Genomic DNA, 14,660 nt, shown 5'->3' on the forward strand with positions numbered 1-14,660 from the left:
AGTTTCCCAGGGTACTATTTACCCATAAAAAAGGAGACAGCCATGCAAACCCCGCACCAGCTTTACCAGCAAAAACTGACCACGCCCGCCGAGGCCCTGCGCCTGGTGCGCGACGGCGACATGATCGTGGTGCCGACCGGCGTGGGCGAGCCGCCCGCGCTGCTCACCGCCCTGTCAAGCCAGCGCCAGCAGTTCCACGACGTGAAAGTGGCGCAGATCCTGGCCATGCGCAAGTTCGGCTACTTCGACCAGGATAGCGCGCACCACGTGCGCCACGCCTCGCTGTTTTTCGGCGGCGCCTCGCGCGCATCCGGCCAGGGCGGCTGGTGCGACTTCATCCCCAATTATTTTTCCGAACTGCCCGGCCTGATCGAACAGGGCCTGATGCCGGCCGACGTGGTCTTCGCCATGGCCTCGCCCATGAACGAGCAGGGTTTCTTCTCACTGAGCCTGGCGGTCGACTACACCATGGCCGCCATCGGCAAGGCGCGCGCGGTGGTCCTCGAGGTCAATCCGCACGTGCCGTTCGCGCACGGCCAATGCCATGTGCATGTGTCGCAGGTGACGGCGCTGGTCGAAAGCGGCGAAGCGATCCTGGAAGTGGGTCTGCCGAAAATCGGCACGGTGCAGGAAGCCATCGGCAAATACGTGGCCGACATGATCGACGACGGCTCGACCCTGCAGATCGGCTACGGCGGCATTCCGGACGCGGTGGTGATGCAGCTGACTTCCAAGCACGACCTGGGCATCCACACCGAAATGATCGGCGACGGCATCCTGACCCTGATCGAAGCGGGCGCGGTCACCAACCGCAAGAAGACGTTCATGCCGGGGAAGATGGTGGCGACCTTCGCGCTCGGTTCGCAAAAACTGTACAAATTCTTGCACCACAATCCGATGATCGAGATGCATCCGTCGAACTTTACCAACGACCCGTACCTGGCCGCGCAAAACGACAATCTGATGACGATCAACGCAACCCTGCAGATCGATCTGCTGGGCCAGTGCGGCTCGGAGAGCATCGCGCACCTGCCCTATTCCGGCACCGGCGGCCAGGTCGATTTCGTCAGGGCGGGCAACCGTTCGCGCGGCGGCAAGTCGTTCATCGTGCTGCCGTCGACGGCCAAGGACAATACGATCTCGCGCATCGTGCCCACGCTTACGCCTGGCACGCACGCAACGACCAGCAAGAACGACATCAATTATGTGGTGACCGAGTATGGCGTGGCGCAGTTGCGCGGCAAGTCGGCCAAGCAGCGCGCGCAGGCGCTGATCGCGATCGCCCATCCGGACTTTCGCGCCTCGCTACGCGCGGAAGCGAACCGGATGTGCGTGCTGTAATCCGGGTTCAGGCAGGCCGGCGGCGACGGCGCACCAGGCCGATGACCGCTATGCCGGCCAGCAGCATGCCGTAGGTTTCCGGCTCCGGCACGGCCATGGTGTAGATCGTAAACACCGGGTTGACGACCCGCAGGCTGGCAAAGGAATCGATGCCGGACGGATACTGCGACGTGACGGTCGGGTAGGCCGAGACCAGGATCAGGCCTTGCAGCGACAGATTGAAATCGGTGGTCAGGGACAACTGCCCGCTCGACATCGTGAACGGCAGCGCGCCGTCGAGCATGTCGACACGCTGGGTATGCTCGCCATAAAACACGCCGTGCGGGCGCGAGCCGGCGCTGAACTCGATATTGCCGGAGTTGAAAGCGAATCCGTTGCCGGGCGTGCCGTTGGGATTGGGCGCCACATCGAGCACGCCCGCGAAGGTGCCGGAAAACGAAAATCCGGTCACCCGGTAGCCGGCATGTACGGTCACCTCGAACAGGCCGGCGTAGAAGTTGCCTTCCTGGTAGCGCGAGGTGAAGGCGTCGAGGCTGTCGGCGGCGGAAGTGAGGCCGATCCGGGTCACGCCGTTGCCGTTCGAGAGCAGCACGTCGGGAGAATCGCCCCACTGGTTGACGATCGAAAAGGCGGCGGTATCAATGCGCGCGGTGGCGTGGGCGGTGCTGACAGAGGCCAAAGCAAGCGCTGCCGTAACGAGCAGCCGTGTCATCGTATTCATCAGTCATCCTTCTGGTCACGGTGGGAAGCGGCCGGGGATCCGGCCGGGACGCGTCGTCTTGCCGAAAAGTGAAGTGAAGGAGCGTCAAGAACGACGAACAGAAATACTACGTTGCTATTGCAAAAAAAATATCACCCCAACGATGATTTTTTGCAAGCGTGGCGGCAATACGTCAGCTTCGCGCCGTAACAATAGAATGGCCGTCCAGTCGGGCGACTGGACGGCCTGGAAAAGCGCAATGCGGTCCGGTTTACGGCAGGACCAGCTTGAGCACGCGGCCGTTGCCGCTGACGTACAGCGCGCCGGCGGCGTCGAACGCGATACCGGCCGGGTTGGCGATCCAGTCAGCCGACTTGAAGCGTGCATCGCTGCCGTTCGGATCGACCACGACCGCCACCGAGCGGTCCGCCGCGATCTTGCCGATGGCGCCGGCGGGCCAGGTGCTCGGGATGCCGCTGAACGGCTCGGTCGCAAAGTACACGTTGCCGCCGGCATCGAGCGCGATGGCCTTGATGAAGGCCAGGTTGTTGGGCACCAGCGTGACGGGGACGCCGGCGGCATCGAGCGTACGGATACCCCGGTCGTCCAGCACGTACACCTTGCCGTTCTTGTCGACCGCCACGTCGGTGATGGTGGCGCTGGCGGAGTGCGGGCCCAGGTTTTCGAACACGGTCGTCAGCGTGCCATCGGCGGCGACTTTACGCACGATGGCGCGTTTGAAGCAGGAACTGCACTCAGGCTCGCCGGGGCGCGTAACTTCGCTCGCGACGTACAGATTGCCGCCAGCGTCGGTGGCAATCGCGGTAAACACCGGCGGCGCGATGCCGGTCCCGGCCGGATCGCCTTGCGTGGAGCCCAGCTCGATGGTGCTGACCGCGCCGTCGGCGCCGATCTTGCGCACGAACGTCGACGGCGAACCGTCGGCGCCGTCGATGACATACCTGATGCCGTTCGCGCCGGCGGCGACATCGCGCAGGATACGCAGTGCCGGTGCGGGCGTGCCGCCAACGATGGCGGTGCTTACCACGCCGGCGGGCGTGATCTTGCGCACCGACTTGAGGCCGGTATCGGCCAGCAACAGGTTGCCGGCGCCATCGTTCGCAAGCGCTCCGGCGTTCAGAAAACGCGCCATCTTGCCGACGCCATCGACCTGGGCGCGGGTCGGTTCGACCGCGCCGCCGGCCAGGACGCGCACGCCGACACCTTCCACCTGCAGGGCGACAGCGTCGCTGGTGCTGGTGCCGGCATCGTTACGCACGACCACGCTGAGCACATCGCCGCTGTCGGCCAGGGTGGCCGCCAGGGTGGTATAGATGGCGCTGGTGGCGCCCGGGATCGCCACGCCGTTGCGCCACCATTGGTAGCTCAGCGTGCCGGAGCCGGTGGCCACCGCCGAAAACGTGGCTGGCTGACCGGCTTGCACGGCTTGCGTCTTGGGCTGGGTCGTGATGCTGGCCGCCGTGACCGGTTGTGGCGAGACCACCGGGTCGGGCTGTTTCACGGGCGTCGTGCTGTCGTCGTCGCTGCCGCAGGCGGTAATGCCAGCGAGGCAGATCAAGCCGCTGGCAAGGGCGCCGCTGCGGAAAAACCGGTTTTTCACATCACTCATGCTGGCATTCCTTCAAAAAGAAATATTAATAAAGAAGGAACATTACGCCAATTATAAGTTTTTTACTAGAAATATCTCACCCGGCCGGGATGCCGGGTGAGATCCGCTAGACTGCTCAGGGCGCGGGCGCGGCGGCCAGGGTGGCTGGCACGGGCGCCGGCGTGGCGTGCGCAACCGGGCCCGGCACCACGGTGTTTACCGGCGGGTGTGCCGGCGGCACCGTCACCGCGATCCAGCCGGTTACCGGCAGCAGCGGCACCAGCAGCAAGGCCACGATGTTGATGATCTTGATGAGCGGATTGACGGCCGGGCCGGCGGTGTCCTTGTACGGGTCGCCCACGGTATCGCCGGTCACAGCGGCCTTGTGCGCTTCCGAGCCCTTGCCGCCGAAGTGGCCATCCTCGATGTATTTCTTGGCGTTGTCCCAGGCGCCGCCGCCGGTGGTCATGGAAATGGCGACGAACAGGCCGGTGACGATGGTCCCCATCAGCAGCCCGCCCAGCGCGGCCGGTCCGAGCAGCATGCCGACCACCACCGGCACCACCACCGGCAGCAAGGATGGCAGGATCATTTCGCGGATGGCCGAGGCGGTCAGCATGTCGACCGCCTTGTCGTATTCGGGCTTGCCGGTGCCGTCCATGATGCCCTTGATGTCGCGGAACTGGCGCCGCACCTCGACCACCACGGCGCCGGCGGCGCGCCCCACCGCTTCCATCGCCATGGCGCCGAACAGGTAGGGAATCAGGCCGCCGATGAACAGGCCCACGATCACCATCGGATTCGACAGGTCGAACGAAACATGTTTGCCGACCGATTCCAGGGCGTGGGTGTAGTCGGCGAACAGCACCAGCGCGGCCAGCCCGGCCGAACCGATGGCGTACCCCTTGGTGACGGCCTTGGTGGTGTTGCCGACCGCATCCAACGGGTCGGTAATGGCGCGCACCGATTCGGGCATGCCCGACATTTCGGCGATGCCGCCGGCGTTATCGGTGATCGGTCCGTAGGCGTCGAGCGCGACGACGATGCCGGCCATCGACAGCATGGACGTGGCGGCAATGGCGATGCCGTACAGCTGCGCCATCTGGTAAGACGCCAGAATGGCCGCGCACACGGCCAGCACCGGATACGCGGTCGACTTCATCGACACGCCCAGCCCGGCGATGATGTTGGTGCCGTGGCCGGTGGTGGAGGCTTCGGCGATATGCTTGACCGGCTTGAAGTCGGTGCCGGTGTAGTACTCGGTGATGTAGACCATCAGCCCGGTGAGGACGATGCCGACCAGCGCGCAGCCCATCATCTTCATGCGCATGGCATCGTCGCCCCAGACCAGCCAGGTGACGCCGGCAAAGCCGATCAGCGACAGGCCGGCGGCCCACCACAGGCCCGTGTACAGGGCCGACATGATCTTCTTGCCCGGCTTGGCCTTGACCAGCGAGCAGCCGACGATCGATCCGATGATCGACACCGCCCCCAGCAGCAGCGGATAGATCACCGCTTCGCCGCCCGGCGTGGCCATCATCAGCGCGCCCAGCAGCATGGTGGCGATCAGGGTGACGACATAGGTCTCGAACAGGTCGGCGGCCATGCCGGCGCAGTCGCCCACGTTGTCGCCCACGTTATCGGCGATCACGGCCGGGTTGCGCGGATCGTCCTCGGGGATGCCGGCTTCGACCTTGCCGACCAGGTCGGCGCCGACGTCGGCGCCCTTGGTGAAGATGCCGCCGCCAAGACGGGCGAAAATCGAAATGAGCGAGGCGCCGAAGGCCAGCCCGATCAGGGGTTTGATGACGTCATGCTGGGTGGCGCTGCCGCCGGCGGCCTGGGCGGTGAGCATCCAGTAGAACAGCGTCACGCCGAGCAGGCCCAGGCCGACCACCAGCATGCCGGTGATGGCCCCGCCCTTGAAGGCGACGTCGAGCGCTTCGTTCATGCCGCGCGTGGCAGCCTGGGCAGTGCGCACATTGGCGCGCACCGACACGTTCATGCCGATGAAGCCGCAGGCCCCCGAGAGCACCGCGCCGATCAGGAAACCGATCGCGGTATTGAGGTCGAGCAGCACGCCGATGGCGATGAGCAGTACCAGGCCGACCATGCCGATGGTGCGGTACTGGCGCCCGAGGTAGGCGGCGGCGCCTTCCTGGATGGCCTGGGCGATGGCCTGCATGCGGGCGTTGCCCGGGTCCTGGCGCAGAATCCAGCTGCGCGTGACCAATCCATAAATCACGGCAATGACGCCGCACACAACTGCAAAGACAAGAAATCTTGCTGCCATATCGTCCCCTCGCTTTTTTATCAAGTAACACAACAACACATTTGAAAGACCGCTCCAACCACATGTGAAAGAGATGGGCCAACCTCACTGCGTACTGCAAAACTTTGAATCCAAAAAAACCGGGAACGCCGGCCGCGCAACGGCGGCCAGGGCAAGACTATCCATTCGTGCTGTGACTACCGCAGGGCGCGGCCATCAAAAAAGCGGACCGAAGTCCGCTCTTGTGCTTTTCTTACTTTTATTCCGACAGCGCCGCGAAAGCCGCCTCGCGGATGTGATCCACAGGGCCGATGCCGGAGATGCGGCGGTATTTCGGCGCGCCGGGCAGGCCCGATTGCGCCCACTGGTTGTAGTAGCCCAGCAGCACTTCGGTCTGGTTGTGGTAGACCGACAGGCGCTGCTTGACGATTTCTTCCTTGTCGTCGTCGCGCTGGATCAGCGGTTCGCCGGTGATATCGTCCACGTTATCCACTTTTGGCGGATTGTTCGTGATGTGGTACACGCGGCCCGAACCCGGATGGGAACGGCGTCCGCTCATGCGCTCGACGATGAATTCGTCGGGCACGTTAATTTCGAGTACATAATCGACGTCGATGCCGGCTTCTTTCATGGCGTCGGCCTGCGCGATCGTGCGCGGGAAGCCGTCGAACAGATAACCGTTCTGGCAGTCCGATTCCTTGAGACGATTCTTGACCAGGCCGATCATGATGTCATCGGACACCAAACCGCCTGCATCCATCACTTTTTTAGCCGCCATGCCCAGCTCGGTGCCGGCCTTGATCGCGGCGCGCAGCATGTCGCCGGTCGAGATTTGCGGAATATTGTATTTTTCCTTGATGAAGTTAGCTTGGGTGCCTTTGCCGGCTCCAGGAGCTCCTAACAGAATCAGACGCATGAAAATTCCTAAAACAGATTTTAAAATTGGAGGCGATGCATACTTGACTACCTTGGTACGAAACTTACCACAAAAGTCACGGAGAACGCCAATCCGAGGGCGTATTCGCCATTTTTTTGCTTGATCTGGCGCAAGCTATGCGTCGGTTACTGATGAGAACCGCGCACATGCTGCGCTGTAACAAAGCTAAGCCGGGTAATGCTGGCGCACCCGTTCAAGATCCTCGGGGGTGTCGACGCCGGCCGCCGGCGCGCTGTCGGTCACATGCACGGCGATCGGATAGCCATGCCACAGCACGCGCAACTGCTCCAGCGCTTCGACCGCTTCGAGCGGCGCCGGCTCCAGCGTGGGATAGGTTTGCAGGAAGGCGTTGGTGTACGCGTACAGGCCGATATGGCGCAGCGCGACGTACGCCGCCGGCAAGGCGTCGCGCGATTGCGCGAAGCCGTCGCGGTGCCAGGGAATCGTGGCGCGCGAAAAATACAGGGCGCGCCCGGCCTTGTCGAGCACCACCTTGACCACGTTCGGATTGAAGGCGTCGGCGGCGTCGTGCAGCGGGTGGGCGCAGGTGGCCATCGGCACGTCCACGCCAACGCGGGCCGCGGTGGCGGCCAGCAGCGCCGGGTCGATCAGCGGCTCGTCGCCCTGCAGGTTGACGACAACGGCATCAGGCGCCAGGTTCAGCGCGCGCGCCACTTCGGCGATGCGGTCGGTGCCGGACGGATGGTCGGCGCGCGTCATGCACACTTCCACCCCGTGTTCACGGCAGGCGGCGGCGATGGTCTCATGGTCGGTGGCGACGATGATGCGAGCGGCGCCCGAGGCCCCCGCGCGTTCGGCCACGCGCACCACCATCGGTTTGCCGCCCAGGTCGGCCAGCGGCTTGTTCGGCAGCCGGGTCGAGGCCAGGCGGGCCGGAATGATGACGATGAAACCCATCGCCTACAGCGCTTCGATCTTGCGCGCCTGGTCGGCCCACATGATGGGAATGCCGTCGCGGATCGGAAACGCCAGGCGGTCGCCGCGGCAGATCAGTTCCTGGGCCTTTTTGTCCAGTTCTAGCGGGCCCTTGCATACAGGGCAGACCAGGATATCAAGCAGTCGAGCATCCACGACATTTCTCCACAATTTGTTCGGCCAGCGCCGCATCGAGCTGCGCCGTCACCGGTACGACCCACAGTCTCGGGTCGTTTTTGAGATTTTCAATTTGCGCACATTTTACTGCATCCTTCTCGGTGATCAGGATGCAGTCCGCTTCAATGGCGGCAAATGGCTGGTCGAGGAAATCGTGATGGTCCGGCAGCGGCAGTTCGGCGAACGCCAGGCCGGCGCCGCGCAGCAGGGTAAAGAAGCGCTGCGGATTGCCGATGCCGCAGGCGGCCACGATGCGGCGGCCAGCCAGGCTGGCCAGCGCCACGCGCTCGCCCGGTCGCGCCAAGGGCTCGGCGAACTCGCCCGCCAGCTGCATGCGGAACGGCATGCCGCCAACCGCCTGGCGCAAGGCCGGCGTCAGTTCGGGCGCATTGACGATGGTGAAGTCGCGCCGGCGCGATGGCGCCTCGCGCAAGGGTCCGGCCGGCAGCAGCCAGCCATTGCCGGTGCCGCGTCCGTCGAACAGCATGATTTCGATATCGCGCCGCAGGGCGTAGTGCTGCAGGCCGTCGTCGGTGAGGATCACGTCAACGTCGGGATGGGCGGCCAGCAAGGCGCGTCCGGCGGCGCCACGGTCGCGCCCCACCACCACCGGGCAGCCGGTGCGGCGCGCGATCAGGAGCGGCTCGTCGCCGACATCGCGCGCGCTGGAGTCCGATGTGACCGCGCGCGGCGCACTACTCGACGCGCCATCGCCACCGCCATGGCCGCGCGAGATGATGCCGGGTGTGAAGCCGGCGGCGCGCAAGGCGTCGGCCAGCCAGATCGTCAGCGGGGTCTTGCCGGTGCCGCCGATAAAAATATTGCCGACCACGATGACCGGCACCGGCAACCGCGTCGAGCCCAGCAGGCCGAAGCGAAACAGCAGCGCGCGCACGCCGGCCACGAAGCGAAACAGCAGGGAGAGCGGCCACAGCGCGCAAGCCAGCGCGCCGCGCCGCTGCCAGGCACGCTGAAGCGTCGATTCGAGGGAGGAAGATGAGGAGGAAGTGGAAGACATGAGGCGGCAGGCGAATCGCTTCGCCTGCGCTTGTTACTTCTTCTCGCCGGTCTGGGCGGCGAAGGTCAGCTTGTCGTAGCCTGCCATGCGCGCCGCTTCCAGCACGTTGATGACCATCTGGTGCATGGCGAACTGGTCGGCGTTGACGACCACGACCGGGCCCTTCTCGCCGGTGGGCGCCGGCTGGCCGTTGTTGCCGGTGCGGGCCGCGGTTTTCAGATCTTCCGCCAGGCCAGCCACGTTGCTGAACGAGACCGGCTCGTTGTTGATCGTGTAGTTACCCTTGGCGTCGACCGTGACGTTCAGTTCGAACGGCTTTTCGAGCGCCTTTTCGGCGTCGGCCGTCGGCAGGGTAATTTTCAACTCGGTAAACTTGCTGTAGGTGGTCGTGACCATCAGGAAAATCAGCACCACCAGCAGCACGTCGATGAAGGGGATCAGATTGATCTCTGGATCTTCACGTTTCTGGCCGCGGCGAAAGTTCATCATTTGCGGGCACCGTGCACGACGTCGACGAATTTAACTGCCTGCAATTCCATGTCGATGATGAAGCTGTCGACCAGGGCGCGGAAATGGCGGTAGGCAATCAGGGCCGGCATGGCGATGGCGATACCGAAGGCGGTGTTGTAGAGCGCTACCGAAATACCGTGGGCCAGCTGGGCCGGGTTGACGCCGGTCGCGTTGGTGGAGCCAAAAATCTCGATCATGCCGACCACCGTGCCGAACAGGCCCATCAGCGGGGCGAGCGAGGCGATGGTACCGATCGTGGTCAGGAAGCGTTCGAGCACGTGAGCCACGCCGCGTCCTGCTTCTTCGATCGATTCCTTCATCACGTCGCGCGGGGCGTCGACGTTGCGCAGGGCAGCGGCGAGCACGGCGCCGAGCGGGGAATTCTTTTCCAGCGACTCGACCACATCCTTGGTGATCTTACCGTTGTGATACACGCGCACCACTTCCTCGAGCAACTGCGGTGGCAGGATCTTGGCGCGGCGCAGATAAATAATGCGCTCGACGATCAAGGCTAAAGCGACGAGAGAGGCGATCAGCAACGGCCAGACTGGCCAACCTGCAGCTTGAAGAATAGGCAGCAAAACAAACTCCTGAGTGAATGGTAATTCTTGATAAGAACGAACCCCGGCAATGTAACGTGTTGCCCGTCACTCGGCAAGTCCACTTCTGCACACCTTCTGTGGATAAGATTGTGCGCAAGCGGCCCAAAGAGACACGATGTGCTTGATTTTAAAGGGAAAGTTTGCCATGCGTAAAAACAAGGCATGTCGAAAATTAAAAATTGAGTCGATGTTCTGAACAAAAACTGTGGATAAGATTGTTAGCAATACCGGGGGTGGGCAGTCAAGTCCCTGATTAAAAAGGGAAAATGATTCAAGCGCAAAAATAAGGCAGGCTGGCGCGCAAATCTTCTGCACATCTTTTGTGGATAAGATTGTGCGCAATGACGCGGAAGTCATTCCAAGTCATTGATTACATTAATTAATACGGTCGTGCACATATTTGCGGCAAACAGGGATAACTTGCCGTCCGGGCGCCCAAAAGGCCTCCATGGGCGCCCATTTCCAGTGTTTTGGACGGCGCTGGACAAGTCCGTGCGTTCTGCACACCTTTTGTGGACAAGATTGTGAGCAAGCCAGTCAACACTGTATCAAGCCATTGATTTGAAAGGAATAAGTTGCCGTGCTTAAATGAATGGCAGGGGTGGCAGGGCGGCCGGGCGGTGGATAAGTCCGGCACTTCTGCACAGCTTCTGTGGACAAGATTGTGCGCAAGCCGGTCCGAAACCGCGTAAGCGCTTGATTACAAAGAGATAGCACCCCGGTGCGCAAGCAGCAGGCAGGTGCCCGAGCGTATGTACAGCAAAACTTCTACACAATTTCTGTGGATAACTTTGTGAGCAACTCCGGCCCGGAGTGCCAAAGTGCTTGATTTAGAAGGGATTTCAGCCAGTGCGATGTAAACCAGCACCTAGGCTTTTTCGTTTAAAATCATCGACTTAGAAAAAAGTCTTGTTGTTTTAGGCGATATGTGACATAAGCATGACCGTTTCAAAATTTTGTGGACAGTTATTCCGGAACTCATCCCATGCAAACCGATTTCGACCTAGATCCCCTGCCCGCAGGACCGCCGGTACTGACCGTCACCGCGCTCAATGCCCAGGTGGCGCGCCTGCTGGAGCGCTCCTTTCCGCTGACCTGGATCAGCGGTGAAATATCGAACTTCACGCGTGCCAGTTCGGGCCACTGGTATTTCACGCTCAAGGACGACGCGGCCCAGGTGCGCGCCGTGATGTTCCGCGGCCGCGCCCAGTACGCCGGCTTCATTCCGCGCGAAGGCGACAAGGTCGAGGTACGCGCCCTGGTGACCCTGTACGGCGCGCGCGGCGATTACCAGATCAACGTCGAGGCGATCCGCCGCGCCGGCGTGGGGGCGCTGTACGAAGCCTTCCTGCGCCTGAAGGAGAAGCTGGGCGCGCAGGGCCTGTTCGACCAGGAGCGCAAGCGTCCCCTGCCCCTGTTCACGCGCAGCATCGGCATTGTCACCAGCCCGCAGGCGGCGGCGCTGCGCGACATCCTCAGCGCGCTCAAGCGGCGCGCGCCGCACGTGCGCATCGTGCTCTACCCGGCCCCGGTGCAGGGCCAGGGCGCGGCCGAACGGATTGCCGGCGCGATTCAAACGGCCTCGCGCCGGGCGGAAGTGGACGTGCTGCTGGTGTGCCGCGGCGGCGGCTCGATCGAAGACTTGTGGAGCTTTAACGAAGAAGTGGTCGCCCATGCGATCGCCAACTGCGCCATGCCGGTCATTTCCGGGGTCGGCCACGAGACCGATTTCACCATCGCCGATTTTGCCGCCGACCTGCGCGCGGCCACCCCCACCGCCGCCGCCGAACTGGCCGCCACGCCGCACGCGGACTGGGTCGCCTCGCTGTCGGCCGATGCCGGCGACCTGCGGCGCGCGATGCGCCACACCCTCAACGATGCGCACCAGAGCCTGGACAACTGGCAGCGCCGGCTGCTCAGTCCATCGGCCCGCATCGGCCACCAGCGCCTGGAACTGGTGGCGCTGTCGACCGCGATGACGCACGCAATGCGCGCGCCGGTGCAGCGCCAGGGCTATTCTCTGGCGCAATTGCGCGCGCGCTGGGCCAGCCACCGGCCGGACGTACGCGCTCTGCGCAGCGAAATCGCCTCGCAGCAGCGCCGCTGCACCAGCAGCATGGCCAGCCAGCTGTCACAGAAGCGCGATGCGCTCGGCGCGCTGGCGGCCCAGCTCGAACTGCTCAATCCCCAGCGCACCCTCGAACGCGGCTACGCCATCGTGCGCGATGCCAAGGGGATGGTTTTACGCTCGCCCTTGCAGATCAAGCCGAACGAGGTGCTCACGGTGCGCTTGGCCGAGGGGAGCGCCGAGGTGGGCGTAGCGAGCGTCCAGACCCGGCTCGAGTAGCGCCGGCTGGTCCGCGGGCAAGCGTGCTTTCCGGCGCGAAGCAAATAAGCAACGAACGCCCATCCGAATTACAATAAGCACCGGTTCAGAATCATTGACGCTTTTCCAAACAAAAAGGACACAACATGGAACACACACTGCCGCCTCTGCCGTATGAAATGGACGCCCTGGCTCCCCACATTTCGAAAGAAACGCTGGAATACCACTACGGCAAGCATCACCAGACCTATGTGACCAACCTGAACAACCTGATCAAGGGCACCGAGTTCGAGAACCTGCCGCTCGAAGAGATCATCAAGAAATCCTCCGGCGGCGTGTTCAACAACGCAGCCCAGGTGTGGAACCACACCTTCTACTGGAACGGCATGAAGCCGAACGGTGGCGGCGCGCCAAGCGGCAAGGTCGCTGACGCGATCAACGCCAAGTGGGGCTCGTTCGACAAATTCAAGGAAGAATTCACCAAGTCGTGCCTGGGCAACTTCGGTTCCGGCTGGACCTGGCTGGTGCAAAAAGCCGACGGCGGCGTTGACATCGTCAACACCTCGAACGCCGGCTGCCCGCTGACCACCGGCGACAAGCCACTGCTGACCTGCGACGTCTGGGAGCACGCTTACTACATCGACTACCGCAACGCACGCGCCAAGTATGTCGAAACCTTCTGGGGCCTGGTCAACTGGGACTTCGTCGCGCAAAACGCGGCCTGATCGAACGGCAAGCGTGGCTGTGCCACGCTTGCCGGCGTTCCAAAAAAAAGAAGCCTGCGCGTTCCGCGCAGGCTTCTTTTTTATTGCCGCTTCAGCTACACGATAAGGATTTCCCATGCAGGCTCCGGATTTACTCCCCATCGAAGAACAGCTGTTCGCCCTGTCGATGGAATCGATCCGGCTGTTCGCCGAGGCCCACCAGGACGAAAGCTTCTATGGCTTCGGCATCGACTGCAACGCCGAAATGGGCATTTTCCTGCTGTGCTTCAACAGCGAAGCCGCGTTTGCCGGCACCGCCAGGGAATATGTGGATCGGTTTAACTACGACGCCGCCCGCCTGGCGCAACTGAAAACCAACTTCGGCGACTGGAAATACCAGGGTTTCAACCAGGACCAGCCGCACTGGGACGCCGGCTGGGGCGCGTTCCAGGAAGCGATCGAGGCTTATCTGACCGATGACGCGATGGAGGTGGAACCGGCCAATCTGTATATCGAGCGATTGATGCGCTGTGCGTGCCGCGTTTTGGTGCGTATTGAGCGCTCGGGCATCCTGGAACGCACCAGAATGGACCCAGGATTCACCACCTTGGTGATGGATCACGATCAAGATCACCAAGAAGCAACAGTTCGATTAAATACTGTACGCGCAGAATCTTAACGGCTGATTGCAATTGGGATATAAAGGGATGATTTCCTTCGTCATGATTCAACTTTTTCCATTTAATATAAGTTATTTTTGCTGAAAACGCCTAATTTCACCTATGTTTACTAGTGTTGCTTTTCATGCACACAAATGTCCACAGATCAGTCATAATGTTTGGCAATACGGTAGATTTAACCCTTCCGGATGACCTGGCGTATCCACGCTGTTGATAGGAAAGTGACTTGAGAAGAATGGACGGTGACATGAATTCCCCACACAAAGCCTGCTTGCTGCGGACGCGTCGTTTAACCCCGGGTATTTCTGCACTGTCTGGACGTCACATGGCCACGCTGTTCTTTCCGGCAGCATTGCTGCTGGGCGGCGCGGCGCAGGCGCAAAGCGTCAATGCGGCCACTGCCGCGGTCTTTTCCAAACCCGCCCTGCTCGGCGTGCAACTGTCGATGAAGGCCGGCGCCAAACAGGGCAAGGTCACGGCCGACCAGTTGAAATGCGTGCAAGCGCTCGACCCCGCCAGTTTCGACGAGGTCTACAAGCAATTGCTGCTCGCAAATCTCGACAGCAAGGAATTGACGCGCACCCAATCCTTCCTGGCCAAGTCGGTCGGCAAGAAATTTGCCAAGCATGGCTACCTGGGCGTGTTCGCGGCGGCCGGCGAACCGCTGCCGGAAGCGCTGCCGCGCTTTACCGAGGACGAGATGGTCGATTTCGAGCAGTTCCGTACCAGTACGGCGGGCGAAAAACTGGTGACCAACCGCATCCTCGAAGCACCCGCCGCCCGCACCATCCTCAACGAGCGAATCGAAAAAGTGCTGGAAGTCTGTATTCCCCAGCAGTAAGTAGCCA

General features: G+C 62.3%; 14 protein-coding genes. 5 read left to right on the top strand and 9 right to left on the bottom strand.

The window, feature by feature from the left end; genetic code table 11:
- Positions 1–42: 42 nt before the first annotated feature.
- Positions 43–1,341: an acetyl-CoA hydrolase/transferase family protein gene (locus CR152_RS31680; protein WP_099881677.1), complete on the top strand. Its 1,299-nt coding sequence runs from the start codon at positions 43–45 to the stop codon at positions 1,339–1,341.
- Between the two features lie 7 nt (positions 1,342–1,348).
- Here the strand turns inward: CR152_RS31680 and CR152_RS34585 are convergent, their stop codons facing one another.
- The 9 genes from CR152_RS34585 to CR152_RS31725 form a co-directional block, all read right to left on the bottom strand.
- A complete protein-coding gene (locus CR152_RS34585; RefSeq protein WP_229413747.1) occupies positions 1,349–2,062 on the bottom strand; it encodes a PEP-CTERM sorting domain-containing protein in 714 nt (237 codons plus the stop codon).
- 250 nt (positions 2,063–2,312) lie between these two features.
- Positions 2,313–3,671, bottom strand: a complete 1,359-nt coding sequence (locus CR152_RS31690) for a hypothetical protein (RefSeq protein WP_099881679.1) — start codon at positions 3,669–3,671, stop codon at positions 2,313–2,315.
- 115 nt (positions 3,672–3,786) lie between these two features.
- A complete protein-coding gene (locus CR152_RS31695; protein WP_099881681.1) occupies positions 3,787–5,943 on the bottom strand; it encodes a sodium-translocating pyrophosphatase in 2,157 nt (718 codons plus the stop codon).
- Positions 5,944–6,181: 238 nt separating this feature from the next.
- Entirely contained in the window at positions 6,182–6,838 is a 657-nt protein-coding gene (gene adk, locus CR152_RS31700) for an adenylate kinase (RefSeq protein ID WP_099881683.1), read from the bottom strand.
- Between the two features lie 186 nt (positions 6,839–7,024).
- Positions 7,025–7,777 (bottom strand): 3-deoxy-manno-octulosonate cytidylyltransferase, encoded by a 753-nt coding sequence (kdsB, locus tag CR152_RS31705; protein ID WP_099881685.1) that lies wholly within the window; start codon positions 7,775–7,777, stop codon positions 7,025–7,027.
- Between the two features lie 3 nt (positions 7,778–7,780).
- Complete coding sequence (locus CR152_RS31710) at positions 7,781–7,951, bottom strand: Trm112 family protein (RefSeq protein ID WP_099881687.1); 171 nt, start codon at positions 7,949–7,951, stop codon at positions 7,781–7,783.
- The gene (lpxK, locus tag CR152_RS31715) at positions 7,932–8,990 is read right to left on the bottom strand and encodes a tetraacyldisaccharide 4'-kinase (RefSeq protein WP_099881689.1); all 1,059 of its coding nucleotides are present in this window, start codon (positions 8,988–8,990) and stop codon (positions 7,932–7,934) included. Before lpxK ends, CR152_RS31710 begins: the two co-directional genes overlap by 20 nt.
- A 33-nt stretch (positions 8,991–9,023) precedes the next feature.
- Positions 9,024–9,476: an ExbD/TolR family protein gene (locus CR152_RS31720; protein WP_099882979.1), complete on the bottom strand. Its 453-nt coding sequence runs from the start codon at positions 9,474–9,476 to the stop codon at positions 9,024–9,026.
- Complete coding sequence (locus tag CR152_RS31725) at positions 9,476–10,081, bottom strand: MotA/TolQ/ExbB proton channel family protein (RefSeq protein ID WP_099881691.1); 606 nt, start codon at positions 10,079–10,081, stop codon at positions 9,476–9,478. Before CR152_RS31725 ends, CR152_RS31720 begins: the two co-directional genes overlap by 1 nt.
- A 1,006-nt stretch (positions 10,082–11,087) precedes the next feature.
- Between CR152_RS31725 and xseA the strand changes: the two genes are divergently transcribed.
- The 4 genes from xseA to CR152_RS31745 all read left to right on the top strand — a co-directional run bounded on the left by xseA (position 11,088) and on the right by CR152_RS31745 (position 14,653).
- Positions 11,088–12,449, top strand: coding sequence for an exodeoxyribonuclease VII large subunit (gene xseA, locus CR152_RS31730; RefSeq protein ID WP_099881693.1), 1,362 nt, complete (start codon positions 11,088–11,090; stop codon positions 12,447–12,449).
- A gap of 125 nt (positions 12,450–12,574) precedes the next feature.
- Positions 12,575–13,153: a superoxide dismutase [Fe] gene (sodB, locus tag CR152_RS31735; RefSeq protein ID WP_099881695.1), complete on the top strand. Its 579-nt coding sequence runs from the start codon at positions 12,575–12,577 to the stop codon at positions 13,151–13,153.
- A 115-nt stretch (positions 13,154–13,268) separates the two neighbouring features.
- Positions 13,269–13,811, top strand: coding sequence for a DUF4303 domain-containing protein (locus CR152_RS31740; RefSeq protein ID WP_099881697.1), 543 nt, complete (start codon positions 13,269–13,271; stop codon positions 13,809–13,811).
- A 326-nt stretch (positions 13,812–14,137) separates the two neighbouring features.
- Positions 14,138–14,653 (top strand): hypothetical protein, encoded by a 516-nt coding sequence (locus CR152_RS31745; RefSeq protein WP_099881700.1) that lies wholly within the window; start codon positions 14,138–14,140, stop codon positions 14,651–14,653.
- Positions 14,654–14,660 lie beyond the last annotated feature (7 nt).

Source organism: Massilia violaceinigra (assembly GCF_002752675.1).
Classification (GTDB): Bacteria; Pseudomonadota; Gammaproteobacteria; order Burkholderiales; family Burkholderiaceae_D; genus Telluria_A; species Telluria_A violaceinigra.